Origin of the sequence: Streptomyces sp. NBC_00341 (genome assembly GCF_041435055.1) — a bacterium.
GTDB lineage: Bacteria > Actinomycetota > Actinomycetes > Streptomycetales > Streptomycetaceae > Streptomyces.
The window spans coordinates 7,687,253-7,708,317 of record NZ_CP108002.1 but is presented as its reverse complement, the minus strand read 5'-3'; the positions used below and the strand labels follow the sequence as shown (position 1 = coordinate 7,708,317).

General features: G+C 72.2%; 16 protein-coding genes and 1 riboswitch. Of the genes, 8 read left to right on the top strand and 8 right to left on the bottom strand.

All coding sequences use genetic code 11. The annotated features are described in order from the left end of the window. Positions 1-197 precede the first annotated feature (197 nt). The 6 genes from OG892_RS34460 to OG892_RS34435 all read right to left on the bottom strand — a co-directional run bounded on the left by OG892_RS34460 (position 198) and on the right by OG892_RS34435 (position 7,923). Positions 198-1,205, bottom strand: a complete 1,008-nt coding sequence (locus OG892_RS34460) for a LacI family DNA-binding transcriptional regulator (RefSeq protein WP_371631144.1) — start codon at positions 1,203-1,205, stop codon at positions 198-200. A gap of 263 nt (positions 1,206-1,468) precedes the next feature. Beyond that, on the bottom strand, positions 1,469-2,725 hold the full coding sequence (locus tag OG892_RS34455; protein ID WP_371631143.1) for a cytochrome P450: 1,257 nt from the start codon (positions 2,723-2,725) through the stop codon (positions 1,469-1,471). Next, entirely contained in the window at positions 2,722-4,017 is a 1,296-nt protein-coding gene (locus OG892_RS34450; RefSeq protein WP_371631142.1) for a cytochrome P450, read from the bottom strand. Before OG892_RS34450 ends, OG892_RS34455 begins: the two co-directional genes overlap by 4 nt. Positions 4,018-4,219: 202 nt before the next feature. Beyond that, positions 4,220-4,612, bottom strand: a complete 393-nt coding sequence (locus tag OG892_RS34445; RefSeq protein ID WP_371631141.1) for a hypothetical protein — start codon at positions 4,610-4,612, stop codon at positions 4,220-4,222. Positions 4,613-4,661: 49 nt separating this feature from the next. Further along, positions 4,662-4,771, bottom strand: a riboswitch (SAM riboswitch). A gap of 161 nt (positions 4,772-4,932) precedes the next feature. Then, positions 4,933-6,999 carry a phosphocholine-specific phospholipase C gene (locus tag OG892_RS34440; RefSeq protein WP_371631140.1) on the bottom strand — a complete coding sequence of 689 codons (2,067 nt, stop codon included), beginning with the start codon at positions 6,997-6,999 and terminating at the stop codon, positions 4,933-4,935. 183 nt (positions 7,000-7,182) lie between these two features. Further along, entirely contained in the window at positions 7,183-7,923 is a 741-nt protein-coding gene (locus OG892_RS34435; RefSeq protein ID WP_371631139.1) for a TetR/AcrR family transcriptional regulator, read from the bottom strand. A 175-nt stretch (positions 7,924-8,098) separates the two neighbouring features. Here OG892_RS34435 and OG892_RS34430 point away from each other — a divergent pair, with 175 nt between their 5' ends. The 3 genes from OG892_RS34430 (at position 8,099) to OG892_RS34420 (ending at position 11,539) form a co-directional block, all read left to right on the top strand. Further along, a complete protein-coding gene (locus tag OG892_RS34430) occupies positions 8,099-8,995 on the top strand; it encodes an NmrA family NAD(P)-binding protein (protein ID WP_371631138.1) in 897 nt (298 codons plus the stop codon). A 182-nt stretch (positions 8,996-9,177) separates the two neighbouring features. Then, positions 9,178-9,660, top strand: coding sequence for a hypothetical protein (locus OG892_RS34425; RefSeq protein WP_073734307.1), 483 nt, complete (start codon positions 9,178-9,180; stop codon positions 9,658-9,660). Between the two features lie 133 nt (positions 9,661-9,793). Further along, positions 9,794-11,539: a hypothetical protein gene (locus tag OG892_RS34420; protein ID WP_371631137.1), complete on the top strand. Its 1,746-nt coding sequence runs from the start codon at positions 9,794-9,796 to the stop codon at positions 11,537-11,539. 6 nt (positions 11,540-11,545) lie between these two features. Here the strand turns inward: OG892_RS34420 and OG892_RS34415 are convergent, their stop codons facing one another. Then, positions 11,546-13,699 (bottom strand): tetratricopeptide repeat protein, encoded by a 2,154-nt coding sequence (locus tag OG892_RS34415; protein WP_371631136.1) that lies wholly within the window; start codon positions 13,697-13,699, stop codon positions 11,546-11,548. A gap of 203 nt (positions 13,700-13,902) precedes the next feature. Here OG892_RS34415 and OG892_RS34410 point away from each other — a divergent pair, with 203 nt between their 5' ends. Further along, positions 13,903-15,690: an AAA family ATPase gene (locus tag OG892_RS34410; protein ID WP_371631135.1), complete on the top strand. Its 1,788-nt coding sequence runs from the start codon at positions 13,903-13,905 to the stop codon at positions 15,688-15,690. An 18-nt stretch (positions 15,691-15,708) separates the two neighbouring features. Here OG892_RS34410 and OG892_RS34405 read toward each other — a convergent pair whose 3' ends face one another. Next, positions 15,709-16,530, bottom strand: coding sequence for a maleylpyruvate isomerase family mycothiol-dependent enzyme (locus tag OG892_RS34405; RefSeq protein ID WP_371631134.1), 822 nt, complete (start codon positions 16,528-16,530; stop codon positions 15,709-15,711). A 202-nt stretch (positions 16,531-16,732) separates the two neighbouring features. Between OG892_RS34405 and OG892_RS34400 the strand changes: the two genes are divergently transcribed. The 4 genes from OG892_RS34400 to OG892_RS34385 all read left to right on the top strand — a co-directional run bounded on the left by OG892_RS34400 (position 16,733) and on the right by OG892_RS34385 (position 20,948). Then, entirely contained in the window at positions 16,733-17,458 is a 726-nt protein-coding gene (locus OG892_RS34400) for a response regulator transcription factor (protein WP_327339963.1), read from the top strand. After that, entirely contained in the window at positions 17,445-19,655 is a 2,211-nt protein-coding gene (locus OG892_RS34395) for a sensor histidine kinase (RefSeq protein ID WP_371631133.1), read from the top strand. The genes OG892_RS34400 and OG892_RS34395 overlap by 14 nt, the downstream gene beginning before the upstream one ends. A gap of 122 nt (positions 19,656-19,777) precedes the next feature. Beyond that, positions 19,778-20,176, top strand: a complete 399-nt coding sequence (locus OG892_RS34390; protein ID WP_371631132.1) for a sortase-dependent protein — start codon at positions 19,778-19,780, stop codon at positions 20,174-20,176. Positions 20,177-20,267: 91 nt separating this feature from the next. Continuing rightward, entirely contained in the window at positions 20,268-20,948 is a 681-nt protein-coding gene (locus OG892_RS34385) for a class F sortase (RefSeq protein ID WP_371631131.1), read from the top strand. Positions 20,949-21,065 lie beyond the last annotated feature (117 nt).

Genomic DNA, 21,065 nt, shown 5'->3' with positions numbered 1-21,065 from the left:
CATGGCACCACGCACCCGCACGCTCACACCGGGTTCGCACTGGCCCCGGCAACGGCAGTGGCGGCTCTGATCGGATCTGGGACACCGAATACGACTACGAGGTCATGCTCTTCGGTGTCTCCGCGAGCTGAGCCGCACACACAGAGGGAGCCGGTCCCCTCGCGTGGGCCGGCTCGTGCGCGCACAGGTGTGCGGTGTCACCTCGGGGCGGGCCCGGTGCTCTCCCGTACCGTCAGCTCCGGTGCCAGCAGCTCCGTTTCGTCGGTGCCCCGGCCGGAGAGCTTGGCGACGACCTGTCCGACCGAGCGGCGCCCCATCTCCTGCGCGGGGATGGCCACCGAGGTCAGCCGGACCGATGCCTGGGAAGCCACCTGCTCGGGGCAGATCGCGACCACGGACACGTCCTCCGGCACCGCCCGGCCCTGCTGCCGCAGGAGATTGAGCAGCGGCTCCACCGCAGACTCGTTCTGCACGATGAAGCCGGTGGTGCCGGGGCGCTCGTCGAATATCCGCGAAAGGGTCTGTGCCATCGCGGGATAGCCGCCCTCGCAGGGCCGGTGCAGGACCCGCACGCCGGCCTCCCGTGCCTTGGCCCGTACTCCGTCGACGGTCCGCTCGGCGAATCCGGTGTGCCGCTCGTACACCGCCGCAGCCTCACCGATCACCGCGACCTCACGGTGCCCGAGTCCGGCCAGGTGCTCGACGCAGAGCGCCCCGGTCGCCTCGAAGTCGAGGTCCACGCAGGTGAGCCCGGTGGTATCCGCGGGCAGCCCGATGAGCACGGCGGCGCGGTCGGTCTCGCGCAGCAGCGGCAGCCGTTCGTCGTGCAGTTCGACGTCCATGAGGATCATGGCGTCGGCGAGCGAGCTGCCGGCGATCCGGCGTACGGCGGCGGGGCCCTCCTCGCCGGTCAGCAGCAGGACGTCGTAGCCGTGGACGCGGGCCGTCGTGGCGACGGCGATGGCGATCTCCATCATCACGGGGACGTACATGTCGGTACGCAGCGGCACCATGAGCGCGATGATGTTCGACCGGCTGCTGGCGAGCGCCCGCGCACCGGCGTTGGGGTGGTAGCCGAGCTCCTTGATGCTCCGTTCCACCCGTTCCCGGGTGGGGACCGAGATGGACCGCTTCCCGCTGAGGACGTAGCTCACCGTGCTGGCGGAGACTCCGGCGTGCTGTGCGACCTCGGCAAGGGTGACCATTCGGCTCTCCATCACGGAACGACATCGGACACCGGCACGCGGAGGGGCGGCTTCAGTCGGACACCATTGCGGCGAAGCGCTTCGACACCCCACCCATCACCTTGGGCGCGTACGGATGGTGCGAGCCTAGACCTGCTGGCACAGCGTGTCCATACAGCCGTCGAAGCGCTTCGACACACGCACCTCGACACGCGCCTTCCGAAGGCGGTGGCCCGTGGCGGTCGCCCGTACGGCCACCGCCACGATATGCCGTCCGGCCCGGTTCAGGCGTCGAGCAGTACGGGGAAGGCCTCCATGTCGTTCTGGGTCATCACCGGGAGCTTGCGGATGTCCGCGTCCGGCACCGCGAGCCGCAGTCCGGGGAACCGGGCGAAGAGCGCGGGCAGCGCTATCCCCGCCTCGACCCGGGAGAGCGCCGCACCGGGGCAGATGTGCGGTCCGTGGCCGAACGTCATGTGCCGGACGGGGGCGGGGCGGGTGATGTCGAAGGCGTCCGCGTCGGCGCCGTGCTGCTCGAAGTCCCGGCCGATCACCCGGTACGAGACGACCACGCCCTCGCCCTTGGCTATGACGTCGTCACCCACCTGGATGTCCTCGGTCGCGAACCGCATCAGCAGATGGGTGGTCGGGGTGTCCCACCGCAGCGTCTCCTCTATCACCGTCTCCCAGGAGACCTCCCCGTCGAGGACCATCCGCAGCTGTTCCGGGTGGGACAGGAGGGCGCGTACCGCGTTGAGGATGAGCCCGATGGTGGTCTCGTGGCCGGCCGCGACCATCGCCTTGAGATTGCCCACCACCTCTTCCTCGGTGAGCGGCTCGCCGCCCTCGTCGGCGAGGATGAGCGCGGAGGTCAGGTCGTCGGTGGGCCGTGCGGCCTTCTCGCGGACCAGCCCGGCGTAGAAGACGTCCAACTCGGCCAGCAGGGACAGCCGTTCGTCCTGCGGGGTGAGCATGGAGAAGAAGGCCTTGTACTGTCTGGTCAGCATGGCGTTCTCGGCGGGGTCCACGCCCATGAGCATGCCGACGACCCGCATCGGCAGCGGCTGCGCGAACACCGCTTTGAGGTCGACGACGGACCCGTCCCTGCCGCCGTCCGCGAGCGCGTCCAGCAGTTCCTCGGTGAACTTCTCGATGTCGGGCCTGACGGCCTCCAGCCGGCGGGGGGTGAGCGCCTGGGAGGTCTTGGTGCGCAGCCGCCGGTGCTCGGCGCCGTCCACGGTGAACATGGACCGCCCGGCGTCGATCATCCCGATGAGCGGCCACGCGTGCGTCACCTCGCCGCTCTGCCACAGCCCCCAGGCGTCGAGGTCCTTCACCAGCCTCGGGTCGACCAGGAGTTGGCGGGCGTCGGCGTGCCGGGTGATCGTCCAGGCGGGTACGCCGAGCAGCTCGATCCGGGCGAGCCGGCCGGCCTCGCGCAGCCTCGCCGTCTCACCGTCCAGGTCCTGGACCATGGGGTCGATGACGACGGTTCCGCCGTCCGGGGTGGCGGCGTGCGCGGCGGCGTGAGGGCAGTTCACGAGAGGTCTCCTGTCGTACGAACGGGGGTGAACCGAACGGGCAGCGCGGTGTTCCCGCGCAGGAACGCGGAGGGCCGTCGCACCAGGTCCGCGACGGGGACCCGGAGCTCCAGGTCGGGCAGGCGGTCGAGCAGCACCTCGATGCCGGTACGCGCGATGGTCTCCGCGATCTCCTGAGCGGGGAAGGGGCAGCGGTACTCGCCGTGGCTGAAGGCGAGATGGGCGCCGTTGCCGCCCTGCGCGGAGGAGCCGCCGCCGGTCAGGCTCTGCCGGATCAGCGGATCGGTGTTGGCGGCGCCGAGCCCGAGCAGCAGCATGTCCCCCGCCCTGACCGGCCGTCCGCCGAGCCGGGTGTCGCGGGCGGCCCAGCGTCCGGCGAGGATCTGCGTCGGCCCGTCCTCCCAGAGCACCTCGTTCATGGCCTCGGCCACGCTGCGCCGGCCGCCCGCCATCGACTGCGCGAACTCGTCCTCCGTGAGCATCAGCCGCAGCGAGTTGCTGATCCAGTCGGCGGTGGTGAGGTGCCCGGCGGCCGTGATGGCCATCAGGTCGAGCATGTACTCCTCGTCGGTGAAGGCCTCGGGGAACGCGAGCATCCGGGAGGTCACGTCGTCGCCGGGGGCGGCACGCTTCGCGGCGACGAGTCGCGCCATGTGCTCCCCGAAACGCCGATGGGCCTCCTGCGCGCCCGGACCGCCGTCGGCCAGGTCCTTCAGCACCCGGGCGATGGAGGCGCCCTCCTCGTCGGGGAATCCGACCAGCCGCGCGAGGACCAGGACCGGAAGGGGCTCGCAGAAGTCGGCGACGAGGTCGGCCGTGCCCCGGCTGCACACGGCGTCGATCAGCCGGTCGGCCAACTGCTCGCAGTGGCTCCGGATCTCGAACGGGTCGGCCCCTTCGAGGGCGGGTCCGACCATCCGCGCGTGGCGCCGGTGCTCGTCCCCCGCGCTGAAGTAGATGGACGGCAGCGGCCGCCCGACCATGGGCAGCAGTGGCCAGTCCTGCGGGATGTTCTCCCACTGGTTCCACAGGCCGACATCGCGCGGGAACAGCTCACCGTCACTGGTGACCTGATGGAGTTCCCGGTAGCCGATGACCAGCCAGGCGGGGAACCCGCCCGGCAGTTCGACGGGAACGACCGGCCCGTGGTCCCGTCGCATGGCGCGGTAGACGGACTGCGGTTCGGTCTGGAACGAGGGCCCGCTGAGGGGTACGGCCCCCTGCCACGCGTGCGCGGGGCACTCCGGAGGGGGCGAGGCGGGCTCGGGCTCTGTGGAGGAAGGGCGCGTCATCGTCCTGACTTCTGTGGCGGAAGCGTCACGCGTCACGATCGTGCGGTCAACGCACGCCCACTATAAGGATTTTATGTGACACCACAGCGGTCAATGACGATCAAATGTGCGCTCGGAATGAAGCAACCGGTCGACATCTCACGACAATTGACGACCGACTCCAGGTACCGACTCCGAGTACCGACGTCGGACAGCGACTCGGCTACGAGCGCCCGGGGCCCGGGCGCCCGCACAACTCTCCCGCCTCAAAGGCGACGTTGACCAGTCCGGCGACCCGGTCGGCACCGGTCACGAGCTTGAGCGCATGCCAGCGGGAGAGCCAGTACACGCGCCCCCGGTGCCCGGCGAGCGTCTCCCGGAGCGCGTCCGGAGCGTGTGTCCACACCCGTGGAAGGGTGCCCGCGTAGTCGAACGCGGCACGCAGTCCGATCCAGCCGTCGTCCCGGACGTCGTCCGCGGTCAGCAGTATCTCGACGGCCTGACCGGGCTCCTGCCGACACTTCTTGGCGTGGATCCAGTGCACTTGGTGGCCTGCGGCGTACCGCTCGCAGTCCTCGCTCCGCACAGAGCCGTGCTCGGGGAGATGACGCAGCATGGCGAGTCCCGCCTTCCGGGGATGATGGACCCCGAGCGCTCTGCACCGCGGTCCGCTGTTCCCCGTACCTCGCGCACGGGGCAGGTCGTCACCCGGAGCACCCGCAGCGGAGCGGGGTGCCGTCCAGCAAGCCGGGGCTGCGCACTGGAACTCATGACCCGGCAAAAACCCTAACGCACCGAGCGGGCGCGCCCCGACACACGGGGCCGCCCGCCCGACGGTCGGTCAGGAACGCACGGGCAGGGCCGGACCCGGCCCGTGCGTCCCCACCGCTCTCCGATGACAGCCCGGCTGCCGCTCACCGCTCCCGGGCCGGCCGGTCAGCCGGTGACCAGGCCCGGGTCGCTCGTTCCCGCCTCACCCGTCTCGACGTGTCCGGCGAACCGGCGAAGGAAGGTGGCGTCCGCGTCCGAGATCACCTCGATGTCATACCAGCGCTTGCTTCCGCGCAGGTCAACGGTGTGCTTCACGGTCGAGCCGGCCCGCACCGCGAAGGTCTGCGCCCCGCCGCCGTAGGCGTCCGCGTTGCGCACCGTCAGCTGGACGGTCTCCGTGCCGGCCTGGGTGAGAGTCAGTTCGAGAGCTCCGCTCGCCGGGTTGTGACGCGCCGTCACCTCCGGCCCGGCCGACTTGCCGGGACCCCTGAAGGTCCGCAGGAACCCGTTCGGACCGTGGACCGTGAGGTCGGTCACGCCACTGGAGTAGGCCGTGTTCCAGCTGTCGGAGAGCGACTTGCCCGCCTCTGTGGTGTAGGTCCAGGGCCCGTCGCCGCGATTGCCGGACGTCACCAGGAACTGCGCTCCGGCCGCGTCCCCGCCACTGAAGGTGAGCTGGTACTTCCCGGTGCCCGGGTCTGCCGCCCCGTCCACGAGCGGCGCGTACCGCAGTGGCCGGGTGGGCCGCGTGCCGGACTCCTGCTTCGGCACACTGCCGGAGACCGGCGGCACCGGAACGTAGTCGGGGTGCCGCTCCCCGTCCGGCGGCGCGTATGCGTCCGTGGAGGGCAGCGAGGCGGGCGCGGTGTCCGTCGTGCGGAAGTCGAAGGCCGAGGTGAGATCGCCGCAGACAGCACGCCGCCAGGGCGAGATGTTGGGCTCGTGCACACCGAAGCGTTCTTCCATGAACCGGATGACGGAGGTGTGGTCGAAGACCTCGGAACACGCGAACCCCCCGGTGCTCCACGGGGACACGACCGTCATGGGCACGCGCTGCCCGAGCCCGTACGGCCCGGCCGCGTACCGGATGTCGCCGGGGAAGTGGTCGGCGGAGGTGTCCACGGTGGACAGCCCCTGCGCCGCGCCGGACGGCACGAACGGCGGCACGACGTGGTCGAAGAAGCCGTCGTTCTCGTCGTAGGTGATGAAGAGGGCGGTCCGGCCCCAGACCTCGGGGTCGGAGGTCAGCGCGTCCAGCACCTGCGAGATGTACCAGGCACCGTAGTTCGCGGGCCAGTTGGGGTGCTCGCTGTAGGCCTCGGGCGAGACGACCCAGGAGATCTTGGGGAGCGTCCCGGCCCGGACGTCGGCCTTGAGATCGTCGAGGAGCCCGTCGCCGTTCTTGACGTCGGTCCCGGTGCGCGCCTTGTCGAAGAGGGGGTCGCCGGGCTTGGCGTCGCGATAACTGTTGAAGTAGAGGAGCGAGTTGTCGCCGTACGTCCCCCGGTAGGCGTCGTCGATCCACCCCCACGAACCGGCGGCGTCGAGCCCGTCACCGATGTCCTGGTAGACCTTCCACGACACCCCGGCCTCCTCCAGCCGCTCGGGGTAGGTCTTCCAGCCGTAGCCCGCCTCGTCGTTGCCGAGCACGGGACCGCCGCCGGTACCGTCGTTGCCGGTGTACCCGCTCCACAGGTAGTAGCGGTTCGGGTCGGTCGAGCCGAGGAACGAGCAGTGATACGCGTCGCAGACGGTGAACGCGTCGGCGAGGGCGTAGTGGAACGGGATGTCCTCACGTGTGAGGTGGGCCATCGTCGTGGCGGTCTTGGCGGGCACCCACTGGTCGTACGCGCCCTTGTTCAACGCCCGGTGCCCACCGGCCCAGTCGTGGTTCAGGTCCTGGAGGAACTGCAGCCCGAGGTCGTCGGCGGGCGGCCGGAACGGCAGCACCTCCTTGCCGAGGAGGTCCTTCTGGTGCCAGACCGGCTTTCCGCCGGGCAGCGTGACCGGACGCGGGTCACCGAAGCCGCGCACACCCTTCATGGTGCCGAAGTAATGGTCGAAGGAACGGTTCTCCTGCATCAGTACGACGATGTGCTCGACGTCCTGGAGCGTGCCCGTACGGCCCTTCGCGGGCAGTGCGGCGGCGCGGGCGATGCTGCTCGACAACGCGCTGAAGGCGACCGTGCCTCCGGCGAGTTGCAGGAGGCGGCGACGGTTGAGTTCTGCCATGAGTGGGGGCCTCTGTGGGGTGAGGAAACATAAGGGCGAAAACGACAGGAGTGTTCCAGAACCGGCGGTCCGACGGAAGACCCGTGCAGTGTGCACACGGTGGCGTTCGGCCGAACACTCGGTGCCGGGCCGTGGCTTTCGCGCTCCTGCTCGCACGCGCCGAGAGGCTCCTGCGACCGGGCCTCATCGCCCGCTGCGACGCCGGTGGGCCCGCTGCCGGCACGTCGCGCCGCAGTAGCGTGCGGGGCGCCCCACGGTCTTGGCGTCGAACTCGGCCCCGCACTCCTCGCATCGCGGTCTCGTTGCGTGACGCCTGTCGGGTGGGTAACGAAACATCCGCCCTTCCGTGACCGGAGCGTTTCCCCGCAAGCCCTCCAGCGCCAGGTGGACCATGCGGACTCCGGCGGCCCTGTCCCGGTGGGCGGCCCGCATCGTCGCGCACCCGACAATGAGTACGGCGATGTCGTCCGGGCCCAGGTCCGCACGGACTCCACCGGCCCGCTGAGCTGCGCGGAGCAGGTCGGTCAGCGCCTGTTGGAACTGGTGCCCGGACGCGGCGAGCATCGGGCGCGGCCAGCTGGTGTCCGTGGTCACGAGGTCGCAGACGTGCTTGCGTCCGGACGACGTGTCGATGGTCTCCAGGAGGAAACCGAAGAACGCCGCGGCCGGAGGGGCCTGCGCGGCCCACCGGCGAGCCGCTGCGACCAGATCTTCGACATGCTGGACGAGTACGGCCTCCAGCAGGTTCTCCTTGCTCGGGAAGTGCCGGTACACGGTGCCTGTGCCCGCCCCGGCCTGCCGTGCGATCTCGCTGAGGGAGACATCGAGTCCCTTGACGGTGAACGCCTGAACGGCTGCGGCGAGCACCTTCGCGCGGTTGCGGCGGGCATCGGCCCGGCCGGTGCCGGAGGGAGCAGGAGCCATGTCACGTATTCCTTGTCCGTCGCCTTCAACCGCGTGCAGGATTCCACACCGTCCCCGGGGCCGCCACGCTGACGAGGCCCTCGAACTCCCCGGGGCGGAGGACGACATGACTGCTCACCCGGCACGGCCCACCTCTTCCGTTCCCGGTTCTCGTCCCGCTGCCCGGCTCGTGGCCGTGACCGGTGCGACCGGCAAACAGGGCGGCGCCACCGCACGCCGGCTTCTGGCGGCCGGCACGCCGGTGCGTGCGCTCGTACGTGACACGACCGCCCCGGCGGCCCTCGCGCTGCGGGCCGCCGGGGCCGAACTGGCCCTCGGCGACTTCGACGATCCTTCGAGTCTTCCGGCGGCGCTGGAAGGTGCGGCGGGGCTCTTCGCCGTGCCTCCGCTCGCGTACGGGCCGGGAGGCACCGACGCGGAGCGGGAGTTCTCCCGCGGCCGGGCTCTCGCGGACGCGGCGGCGGCAGCCGGAGTCGAGCACGTCGTGTTCACCGGTATCGCGTCCACTCCGGACCGGCTGCCCACAGCTCGGGGCAAGGAGCGGATCGAGGACTACCTGCGTGAGCGGATCGGTCTGGTGACGGTGCTGCGTCCCGTGCGGTTCATGTCGAACTTCCTCGATTCGTGGGACATCGGCCTGGGCGGCATCGTCGACGGTGTGCACCGGCACGTCTTCCCGCCGGACGAACCTGTCCAGGTCATCGCGGTGGAGGACATCGCGGAGTTCGCCGGGCTGGCGTTCGACTCCCCGGACCGGTTCGCCGGCCGGACGCTGGAGCTGGCCGGGGACGCGCCGACCCCGACGGAGGCGGTCGCCGCCATCACGGAAGCGACCGGCACGACCGTGCGCTATCACCAGCTCACCCACGACGAGGCCACGTCGCTCGGTCCGGAGATCGCCCACGTCAGGAACAGCTGGGCAGCCGGTGCGCGCTGGCACGCGGACATCGAGGCACTGCGCGTCGTGCACCCCGGACTGCGCACCCTCGCGGACTGGCTCAAGGAGTCCGGCGCCGACGCGCTCCGCACCACATTCCGCGGACCGCGACAGCCCTCGGTGCGGGCGGACTGACGCGCACGGCGAGTGCCGTGCGGGCCGACCGCGGCTGTTCCGGGGCGGGTTGTCCCCCCGGATCCCCTGGGGGACAACCCCCAGGAAGGTCGGGGAGAAACCGGGTCGTGGGGAGGACGCCGGGTCCGTAGATTCTGGGGTGAGATGTTCGTACCGCCCCGCACAGCCTCCGGAGGAACCCCGTGACCGCCGCCCCACCCCGCCAGCCGACGCGCACGCCCCACGCCCTTGTCGCGGCATTCGTGCGCTTCGTGGTATGCGGCGGCGGGGTCGGGGTCGCCTCCAGCGCGGTGCTGGTACTGCTCCACGACCGGATGCCACTGGCCCTGGCGAACGCGCTGGTGACCGTGGTGTCCACGGTGATAGCCACCGAGCTGCACAGCCGGGTGTCGTTCCGCAGCGAGCGCCGCGGGTGGGGCGTGCACCTCCAGTCCGGGCTGACCGTCGCCGTCAGCTACGCCTTCACGACCGGGGCGCTGCTCTGCCTGTACGCGTTCCGCTCCGAGCCGTCGGCCCTGGTCGAGCAGACCGTGTACCTGTCGGCGTCGGCGCTGGCCGGGGTCGGGCGGTTCGCCCTGCTGCGGGTGGTGGTCTTCGGGGACCGGAAGAGCGGCGCGGCCCCTGGCCCAGTGCTCCGGAAGACTTCCGTGGCGATGGCCGCCTGACAGGGCGCCCGGCCGGGCCGATTGGATATCGTGGCTGGTCGGCCGGGCAGTCGCGCGGCCCATGGGCCGAGTGGGGGCGCGGGTGACACAAGGGCGGGCCGGATGGCTGCGAGTGCCGGTCGGGGACGGTGCCGTGCGGTGGGCCACCCGCGGGAAGTGCCTGCGGGTGCTGGTCGTCGTGCACAACGTGACCTCCGCCACCCGGCTCCTGGACGTGCTGCCGCTCTTCGACGGCGATCTGCGGATCCAGCTCCTCGCCACCTGCCCGGAGTCCTCGGCGTTCTCGGCCGGCACGGCCGAGCTCCTCGCCGGAACCGGAGTGCCGGTGCTGCCGTGGGAACAGGCCCTCGAAACGCCGGTGGACCTGGCCGTCTCCGCCAGCTTCGGTGGCCAACTGGACCTCCTGTCAAGCAAGTTGGCCGTCCTCTCGCACGGTGTCGGATACACTAAGAGGCTGGCGACACCGGACACCGGACACCGGACACCGGACACTGAGGCCGGGGCCGGGGCGGAGCCCAGCCCTGTGCCCGTGTTCGGACAGGCCCCGCAGTGGGTCCTCGCGGACGGCGTACCCATCGCGGACGCTCTCGTCCTCTCCCATCCAGAGCAGTGCGACCGGCTGCGTGCCGCGTGTCCCGAGGCCGCGCCGACCGCCGTGCTCGCCGGAGATCCCTGCTTCGACCGCGCACTCGCCGCCCGCCCCTACCGCGAGCGCTTCCGCCGGGCGCTCGGGGTACGGTCCGGGCAACGGCTGATCGTCCTCAACTCCACGTGGAATCCGGCGTCCTTCTTCGGGGACGGCGGCGCGGGCGGCGACGACCTCCTGCCCGCGCTGCTGCCCCGGCTCGCAGGCGAGTTCCCCGTGGACGAGTACCGGTTCGCCGCCGTCCTGCACCCCAATATCTGGCACGGGCACGGCCCCGGCCAGGTCCGGGCCTGGCTCGACCGGGCGCGGCGCCGCGGGCTGGTGCTGATCGATCCGCTGGAGGGATGGCGGCAGGCGCTGGTGGCGGCCGACGCGGTGGTCGGGGACCACGGGTCCGTCACCTTCTACGCGGCGGCGCTCGGCACTCCGGTGCTGCTGGCGGCGGCGCCGCTGCACGAGCTCGATCCCGGGGCACCGATCTCCGACTTCATGCGGGTGGCGCCCCGGCTGGACCCCGGTGCGCCGCTGCGCGAGCAGATCGACCGGCTCCTGGAGCACCACCGGCCGCTGCCGGGGCCCGCCGAGTACACGACCTCCGTACCGGGTGAGGCCGCGGTCCGACTGCGGTCCCTCTTCTACTCGATGATGGGTGCGGCGGAGCCGGAGTGGGCCGCCTCGCTGGAGCCGTTGCCGCTGCCCGGCCATGAGCCGGTGTCCGTCACGGTGCCCCTCCACGTACTGACCCGGGTGACGCGGCCGGGCGAGGTCTCGATGGCCCGTTGGGCGGGGCCGCCGTCCTCGGCCGAGTACGCGGGCGGTGACGCGCACATCGCCGTGCACGAGGACACCCGCGACGTGGACGGGCTGGAGCTGGCCGACGTCGTCTTCCGCGACGGCCGGCCCGACGATCCCCGGTTCGGGTCTCCGGCGGTCTGGACGGCCGAAGTGCTGCACCGTCACCCCGGCTGTGCGCTGGCCGCCTTCACGGTCGGCCCGTCCGAGTGTGTCGTCAGGCCGAGGGGCGGGCGGCTGCTCGGCCTGACGTCCCCGGCGGAGGCCCCCGTGGACCCGGCTGCCGCCGCCTCCGCCCTCCATGCGCTGCTGGGGGCCGGGGGCGCCGGCGACGACGTCATGGCGGAGCGGCTCGTGACCCTGCTGGATGACGGCGGGTTCACCGTCCGGGCCGGGGCCCGGAGTGTGCGGGTGCGGGTCACCGGTCTGCCCGCCGGGTGACCCGCTTCAGCCGGTGCCGTGCTCCCCGGCCGTGCAGCGCTCGCGCATGGACCGCAGATGCGCCACGTGGTACTCGGCGCTCTGGCCGCTCAGCGTCGTGATCGCCGCCTCCACCAGGGGGCGCGCGGCGGCGGTGTCCGACTCGTCCAGCCAGGTCTCGGCCAGGTCGGTCAGCGACCGGGCCGTGTTGTACGTGTCGCCGTCCGCGCGGAAGTGACGCAGCGCCGTCCCCAGCCGGTCCCTGGACTCCTCGAACCTGCCGAGGCCGCGCAGGGCACGGCCCCGGTGGCGTTCCAGCAGGGCACGTGCGCGGGGGACGTCGGCAGTGCCTGCGTCCCCCGCCCCGATCGTGACCAGCACGGCGTCCGCCTCCTCGAAGCACTCGTACGCCTCCTGGAACCGCCACTGGCGAAGCCTCAGCAGTCCGAGGAACTCCGTCGCCGACGCATGGCCCCGCTTGTGCCCCGCCGCCGCCTCGGCCCGCCCGGCCGCGAGCGCTTCCGCCTCCGCCTCGTCCCAGAGGCTCAGCTCGGTCAGCGTGTGCGCGAGTTGGGCGTGCAGGGCTCCCGCGTCCGCGCTTCCCGGCAGGTGGGCGTCGGCGAGCCGTGCTCCGGCGCGCAGGGCGGGCAGCAGCATCTCGTGGCGGCCCGCCTTGAGCTGCAGCGGCCACAGGGAACGGCACAGTCGTACGGCCGAGGCCGGGTCGCCGGATTCCTCCGCACAGTGGACTGCCTGGATCAGGTTGCCGGACTCGGCGATCAGTGCGTCGAGCGCCTCGCCCCGGCTTTCGAAGGCCGGGGTCTCGCGGTTGCCGGAGGGCGCGGGGACCCGCCAGCTCTCGGGCAGCGCCTGATGCGCCGCGGATGTCGACAGATCGACGTACCAGCGCAGGGCGCGGGCCATCGCGGCCGAGCAGCCGGCGATGCCGTCCTCCTGTACGGCGACGGACTCGGCATGTCCGCGGACCGCCGGGCGGTAGTGGTAGCGGGCCCGGCCGTCGGCAGTGGTGTTGCGCTCCAGCAGGAGCCCGTCCGCCAGTTCGTCCAGCCCCCGCTCGGCGTCCTGCGGCGTCACCCCGGCGACGCGGGCGGCCACCGCCGCGTCCAGGGCGGGCCATTCGCGTACCGCCAGCAGGCGGTACAGCCGCGCCGTCCCCGGGTCCAGCGCGCCGTAGGTGTCCTGCGCCGCCGCCCGTACGGGGTCGCCGCCGGCCTGCGTACCGGGGACGGGCTCTGTGAGCCGTGGCGCCGCCGCGCGCAGGGCGTACGGCGATCCGCCGCACCGGGCGAGGACGGAGGGCAGGGTGGCGCGGGCCGCGGCGATCGCCGGTTTGTCCAGGAGCTGGGTCAGCAGCCGTACCGCGTCCTTGTCCGCCAGCGGGCCGACGGGAACGCGCACCGCGTCGAGGCCGGGGAACGGGCTGCGGGCCACCACGATCGTGAACACGGATGGCGCGGAGGTGAGGAGCGGCCGGATCTGGGCGGCCGAGTGCACGTGGTCGAGGACGATCAGCAGCCTCAGGTCCGCCACCCAGCCTCGGAAGAACTCACTCAGCTGGTCGGCGGCGGTCGGCATCTCCTCTGCGGGCACGCCGAGTTCCCGCAGCAGGCCGCGCAGCACGGTCCCCGTACCGCGCACCGCGGTGGTGCCGGCCGCCAGATCCGCGTAGAGCTGACCGTCCGGGAACAGGCCGGCCCGGCGTACCCCCCAGTGCACCGCCAGCGTGCTGGTGCCCATGCCTTCGGCGCCGTGCACCAGGGCCAGCCTCGGGGTGCCGTCCGCGCGCCGCGACGCCTCGCGGTCGAGGCTCTTCAGCGCCTCCCTGCGGTCGGTGAAGAACCGTGTCGAGGCGGGGAGTCCGGGCTGCCCGGGACGCGGCGCGAAGTGCGCTGCCGCGCCTCGGCCGGTGCCGCTCACCCGGTTCGCGAACGCCGTCCAGGAGGAGGCGAGCCGGGGGTCCTGGCGGAGCCGCTCCGACACCATGAGCGCCACCGCGTCGAGTTCGCCGGGTGCGACGGGCGCCGGGATCTCGCGGCCGACGATGCGGCGGACGTATCCGCCGGTCGACTCCCACGCCCATCTTCCGGCCTCGTTGGCCATTCCCGAGCCGACCGCACCGAGCACCGCCGAGACGGCTGTCAGCGAAATGGGATCCAGCATGTGGCGCACTCCCCGTTCCCGGTGTTCCGCGCGATGCGCCCTCCCCGGCACCGCCGCTGCCACCGTGCAGATGCAATCTACCGAGTGGGGCGCCGCGCGGTGCGCTCCCCGCGCTCCCCGGACGGGGGTTGGCTATCCTGACGACCGTTCCAGGTGATCACGGTGGGCCGTGCGGGTCGCACGCCTGTCGGAGGGGGAGACACGTGCAGGGTGCAGCCGCGAGCCGGGGGTCGGTCAGGAAGTCCGAGCAGGCGTGGAACCAGGCGATGCTGCTGATGCGTCAGGGGGACACCACCGGCGCGTCCGCGCAGTTCGCGCTCGCCACGTCGCATGATCCCGCCGCCACCGACGCGTGGCTCGGCCTCCACGCGACCGGCCAGGGCCAGCAGGAGGCGCTGGACGCCATGCTCCGGAACTCCGGGGCCTTCGGCGCGCTGCGCACCAAGTTCGGGCTGCCGCTGCGGTCCACGTTCCAGATCGGCCACTACGTCACCTTCCGGCTGGAGAACGCGCGGGATCTGTGGCTGGCGGCGATGTCCTCACTGCTGGACAACAGCCGGCTCGACGAGGCCTGGGCGGGGCTGTCCACCGCGCAACTGGACTGCGACGAGACCCGGTTCGTCTGTACCCGGTACGCGTTCCTCAAGAACGACTGGGCCCTCGTGCTGCGGTTCGCCACCGGGATCGGTGACGCGTTCCTGTTCGACGAGGCGCAGTTGTACGTCGGTATGTCGCTCTTCGCCCAGGGCGTCCACCACGAGGCGCTGAACGTGCTCAAACCTCTTCCCAGGAAGCTGGAGAAGGGGAGCCGCTTCGATGCCGAGGCCCATTACTTCATGGGGCGGTCGCTGGAGGAGCTGGGGCGGACGGAGGACGCGCTGAAGCGGTACCAGTACGCCTTCCGGTGTTCGCCGGGCCTCTTCGACGTGGATGTCCGCGCCCGGGCCCGCGCGACGCCGGCCCCGGCCGCCTCCGAGGGTGTTTCGGATGCCGCTCCGGAGCGGCGCTCCGGTGAGCCGGCGGCGTCCGTGTCCGCCGCTGCCGGCTCACCGTCGCCGCAGGCCGGGCCCGGTGGTGACGCGAGCGGCGGCAGCGGGGACGGGCCGTCGGCCGAGGAGCGGGCCGCGCTGCTGGCCGAGGCCCAGCAGGCGCTCGACGGCATGATCGGGCTCGAACCCGTCAAGCGCCAAGTCCGCACCCTCATGGCTCAGTTGCGCATGGCCGCGCTGAGGGAGGAGCAGGGGCTCCCCGGGGGCGCCAAGCCGCGCCACTTCGTCTTCGCGGGGCCGCCCGGCACCGGCAAGACGACGGTGGCCCGCATCATCGGCAAGGTCTTCGCCGGGCTCGGCCTGCTGCGGTCCGGGCATGTGATCGAGGCCCAGCGCGTCGATCTCGTGGGGCAGCACCTCGGGTCCACGGCCATCAAGACCAGCGGGGTCATCGACTCCGCGCTGAACGGCGTGCTGTTCATCGACGAGGCGTACGCCCTGTCCAACAGCGGGTACAGCGGCGGCGACGCGTTCGGGGACGAGGCCTTGCAGGTGCTCCTGAAACGGGCCGAGGACGACCGGGACCGGCTCGTCGTCGTACTCGCCGGATACCGCGACGAGATGGCCGGTCTGCTGGCGGCCAACCCCGGCCTGGTGTCCCGCTTCACCACACGCGTGGACTTCCCGTCGTACTCCGCGCGGGAACTCGTCCTCATCGCCCGGTCCGTCCTGGCCGCCCAGGGCGACGAGCCCGACGAGGAGGCGGTCGGGGTCCTCGGTTCGCTGTGTACGACTGTCGTGGACGAGGGCATGGCCGACACCGTGGGCAATGCCAGGTTCGCCCGTGAGCTGTGCCAGAAGACCGCCGCCCAGCGGGATCTGCGGTTGTTCTCCAAGCACTCCGACACCACGCCGACGCGCGAGGAGATCGTAACGGTGCTCGCGGAGGACGTGCTGGCCGCGCACCACGAGCTCATGGAGTCGCACAGCGGTCAGGGCTGAGAGCCGGCCGTCCCGGGATCACGGCGCCGTGAAGTACGCCGGGAAGCGGGGGCCTGTCCAGGGCTTGCGCCCCCAGGCCAGGACCCGCCCCCTGGCCATGGCGCCCGCCGGGGCGATGCGGCCGAGTGCCATCAGCAGGAACGTGACCGGCTCGATGGAGATCGTGCAGTCCGGGCGGTCCGGCGGCCGGTGGCCCACCGCCACCGTGCCGTCGGTGAACGTCACCCCGAAGCGGCCGCCGCCCCACAGCCGGACCGTGTAGCGGGCGGTGAGACCTGCCGTGGCCCGGTCGTCGGTCACCCGGGGCATGACCTCGACGAAGAAGGGCACGGTCAGCCCGGCTCGGACCCGGTTGCCCATGTGCGGGCGCCCCAGTGCCCGCGCCAGGTCGTAGCCGTGGCCCAGCATGTGCGTCAGGAGGTACGAGCCGAGGACCGCGCGGTTCATCGGGCCCATCGGCGTCATCAGCGTCTCGTCCGAGGGGTGCTCGGCCACCGCGGTGATGAACGCGGCGGCCTGCGACACGATCATCGCGGCCAGCGGCTCCCCCGCCCGTTCACCGAATGCCGCGAGAGCCCGTTCGTTGGCCTCGGCCAGACTCTGCGGGGTGCCGTCCCCGTAGTCGCGCGGGCGTCCGGCGGCCACGTCGGCCATCAGCTGGTTGGCCTGCGCCAGATGCGCCGCCGCCTCCCCCACGGTCCACTCGGACCTGGGAACCGGCAGCCCGGTGTCGGGGGCGGCGCGCAGCAGCGCCGCGATCTCCGCGGCCGTCTCCCGTATCGCGTCGGCCAGTCCTTCGGGCAGCCTGTCCCGTACCTCGTGCCCTGCCACCCGCTCCACCCTGCTCCCTACCCTCGTGAACGCCGTGCCCGTCGCGTACGCCTCGTCCGGCGCCCGACCCGCACGACTGTCCCACCGCACGGCTGTCGCACCCGTACAACCGTCGCGCATGCCAGTTACCTGCGGGTACACAAGACCAGTACGAGGGCGCCTCGGGCAAGAGGCCGACGTCCACTGTTCGAACCCCTCTACGATCGAGCACGTGTGTGCAAACGTGATCGTCGCTGAAGACGACGAGAAGCAGGCCGAACTCCTTCGCCGATACCTGGAACGGGAGGGCCACTCCGTCACGCTCGTCGGCGACGGCCTCGCGGCCCTCGATCTGGTCCGGCACCGGGAACCGGACCTGCTGGTCCTCGATGTGATGATGCCTCGTGCCGACGGTCTGGATGTGGTGCGCGTGCTGCGCGCCGAGTGCCGGGAGTTGCCGGTGCTGATGCTGACGGCCCGCACGACAGAGGACGATCTGCTGCTCGGGCTCGATCTGGGCGCCGACGACTACGTGACCAAGCCGTACAGCCCGCGCGAGCTGATGGCCCGGGTCCGTACGCTGTTGCGGCGCAGCCGCCGCGCCACGGGCGCGGAGCCGGCCGACGACTCGGCTCTGACGGTCGGTTCGCTCGTCGTCGATCCGACCCGGCATCTGGTCTCGGTCGGCGGTGAGCCCGTCGAATGCACCCCCGGTGAGTTCAGGATCCTCGCCGCGCTCGCGGCCGAGCCCGACCGGGTCTTCTCCCGGCAGCAACTGCTCGCGGAGCTGCACGGATTCGACCGGTACATCAGCGACCGAACGGTCGACGTGCACATCATGAACCTGCGCAAGAAGATAGAACCCGCCCCGCGCCGGCCGACCCGGCTGCTCACCGTCTTCGGTGTCGGGTACAAGCTGACGGACCCGGCGAAGGCGGCGGCACGTGCGTCGTCGTAGCGGAGAACAGCAGGCGGCGGACGCCGGGCAACGGGCGCGGCTGCCCCTGCGCAAGAGCCTTTTCGCCCGGCTGCTGGCCGTCTCGGCGCTCGTGGCGGCCTGTTCGGTGGCTGCCACCGCCTGGCTCGCCGTGCAGACGACGTCCGGCGCGATCCGGCAGGAGCAGGGTCAGAACCTGACCGCCGACGCCCGGATCTACCACAGTCTGCTCGGATACGCGGCGGCTCATCCCACCTGGGACGGCGTCGGGAAGACCGTGCGTGATCTGGCCGAGCAGTCCGGCCGGCGGATCGCGCTGACGACGGAACGGCGCGCCCTGCTCGCCGACTCGGCCGATCCGGAGTCGGCGGCGGCGCTGCCGGCGCAGGCCTCGGCGATCGTCGATCCGCTGTCGGTGGACACGGCGCTGGCGGCCGAGACCGCGGGCGCGTCAGGAGCTCCGGCCGACCGGGTCGATCCGCGAGCGGTCGGGCCGTTCCGGCTGCCCGCCTCCGAGCGGGCGGCGCTGCAGAAGACCGCGGACCGGAAGGTGTCCTGTCTCAGCGCGACCGGGATCGCCTCCGACGTGGTGCGCAGCGCGAGCGGGCGCCCCCGGATCCAGGTGGTGGGCAACGACCCCGACCGCGTCCAGGGCACGCGCTGCGCCACCGATGAACTGGACAGCCCGACCGCGACCGAGAGGAAGGCGCTCAAGGCCCTCAACCAGCTGGCCGACGCCTGCCTGAAGCGCCAGGGCCGGGCCGGCGTCCAGCTGAAGCTGGATCTGTCCTGGGGCCAGCCCATGGAACCCAGGCCGGCCGTGGCGGTTCCCACCAAGCTGCCGAGTGCGTCGCCCACCCCCGCGCCGACCTACCCGCCCACCGACGCACCCAGCGCCGCTCCGGGCACCCGTCCCTCGCAGTCGGCCGGGAACGGTGAGGGCGACCGGGCGATCGCCTCCTGTGTCGGCACGGCCCGCCGCGAACAGCTCGGTTCGTACGTCGCCTCGCCCGCCCTGCTGTTCATCGGTGACACCGGCGGCACGACGGTGCCCGGTTTCGATCTCTCACCGGCCAACACCGCGAAGATCGCGGGGGCGGCGGCGCTCGTCCTCGCTCTCACCGTCGGCGCGTCGGTCCTCGTGGGCGCCCGGCTCGTACGCCCCCTGCGCGCGCTGACGGGCGCCGCCCAGCGGATGCGGGACGGCGAGGACAGCGTGCCGGTGCTGGTCGCCGCGGACACCGAGATCGGGCGGCTCGCCGCCACGTTCAACGACATGTCCGCCCACCGCGCGCGGCTGGAGGCCCAGCGCAAGGCCATGGTCAGCGATGTCGCCCATGAACTGCGCACCCCGCTCAGCAACATCCGCGGCTGGCTGGAGGCGGCGCAGGACGGGGTGGCGGAGCCGGACCCGGCGTTCATCGCCTCGCTGCACGAGGAGGCGGTGCAGTTGCAGCACATCATCGACGACCTCCAGGATCTGGCCCAGGCCGACGCGGGCGCACTCAGGCTGCACGCCGAACCGGTGCGGATCGAGGAGCTGCTGGGCCAGGTCGCCGCCGCGCACCAGGCCCGCGCCGAGACGTCCGGGGTGGCGCTGACCGTGCTGCCCGTGGCCCCGGACCGCCCGGTCCCGAGGCTGACGGCCGATCCGGTCCGGCTGCGCCAGGCCATCGGCAACCTGGTCTCGAACGCGGTACGCCACACCCCGTCCGGCGGAAGCGTCACCCTGCGCCCGTACGGCTCCGAGTCCGGCGACGCGGTTCTGGTGGACGTCACGGACACGGGCAGCGGCATACCACCGGAGGACCTCGCCCATGTCTTCGACCGCTTCTGGCGCGGCGAGAAGTCCCGCAGCCGGCGCACGGGAGGCAGTGGACTGGGGCTGGCGATCGTACGCAAGCTCACGGAGGCGCACGACGGCACGGTCACGGCGGTGAGCGTGCCGGGGCGGGGCTCTGTGTTCACGCTCCGCCTCCCGGCCGACCGCGAGGGCGCGTACGGGGACGGCCCGCCGGAGCGGGAGCAGGAACAGGAACAGGAGCCCGGCTCAGCGGGCGACTTCACGGCCGACGGTCTCCCACCCGGCGGTGTACCGGCCCACCGCGTCCCGGCCCACGACCTGGACGGGTCCGAGCGCGGGTCCGAGCGCGGGTCCGAGCGCGGGTCCGAGCGCGGGTCCGAGCGCGGGTCCGAGGCCGGGTCCGAGCAGCCCTGATGCGATGAACACAGCGTCCTGACAGCTTCTTCATAACTTCGGGACAGCCTGTCGGCACGCCTCGCGCCGCGGTGCGATTCCGCATCGCGGCGCCGTCGGGGCCGTCCTGAACGGAGCCATACATGTCCCTGCGCTCGTCCTTGCGTACCGCTGTCCTGGCCGCTGTGGTGGTCGGTGCGGTAAGCGTCCCCGCCGCCTCGGCCTTCGCCGACTCCTCCCCCTCCGCCTCGCCCGCGCCGACCAAGGCGGCCACCCCCTCCGAAGCGCCCTCGGCCGCCCCCGCCACCGCGGCACCGTCCAGGGCCCCGCGCGGCGGAGTCGCCGCGGGCGACAGCCCCACGCCCGCGGTCCGACCCGCGAACCAGGCCCCGCGCGGCGGAGTCGCGGCGGGCGAGCGCCCGGCCGGCACGTCCGGTGACAACACCGCTGCCGTCACGGGCTCCGCCGTCGCGGCCCTCCTGGTCGCGGGCGCCGGAACGGTCGTCCTGCGCCGCCGCTCCACCGGCCGTCGCAACGGCTGACCACCCCTCAGCCGATAGAGCCGACAGTGGCGTCGTCCTGCATCAGGGCGGCGCCACTGCCGTCGGCCGATCACTTCTGGAGTCCGTCCTCATGTCCCGCACGCCCCAGATGTCCCGCACACCCCGGTTCCTCCGGCGTACCGCACTGCCGGTGTACGCCTGCCTCGCGCTCACCGCGCTGACCGCGTTGACCGGCTGCTCCGACGCCTCGCCGTCGAAGTCCTCGGCCGCGGCCCGGAGCGTCGAGTCGCCCGCGACGACCGGAACTCCCGCGCCCGGCCCGGGAACCGCGTCCGATTCCGCGCCCCCGTCCCCGTCCGTGAAGTCCGCCTCGCCGCCCGTCCATGTCTCCATCCCCTCCCTCGGCATCAACAGCGCGGTGATGCGCCTCGGGCTCAACCCCGACGGCACGGTGGAGGTGCCGCCCGCCGACAAGGGCATGACGACCGGCTGGTACACCGGCGGCTCAGTACCCGGCCAGCCGGGCCCCGCCGTACTGATCGGCCACAACGACACCCGCTTCGGCCGGGCCGTGTTCCACGACCTCAAGAAGATCACCAAGGGTGCGGACATCAGCGTCCGCGACGACCGGGGCACCGAGATCCACTTCGAGGTCACCGGCCGGGAGACGGCGAGCAAGAAGGCGTTCCCGACCGCGCGGGTCTACGGACACACCAAGGCCCGTGCGCTGCGGCTGATCACCTGCGACGGTGCGTTCGACGCCGCGGGGCACCCCGTGGACAACCTCATCGTGTACGCGACAAGGAAGTGACGGAATAGGGCCATCGTGTCCGGTGACCTGGACGGCGACTCCCGCTCCCCGAGTACGCCTGGCTGAAAGGGCTGAAGGGCACCCCCCTGCCCGCTCGCTGCCCGCTGAGCGGTCCCG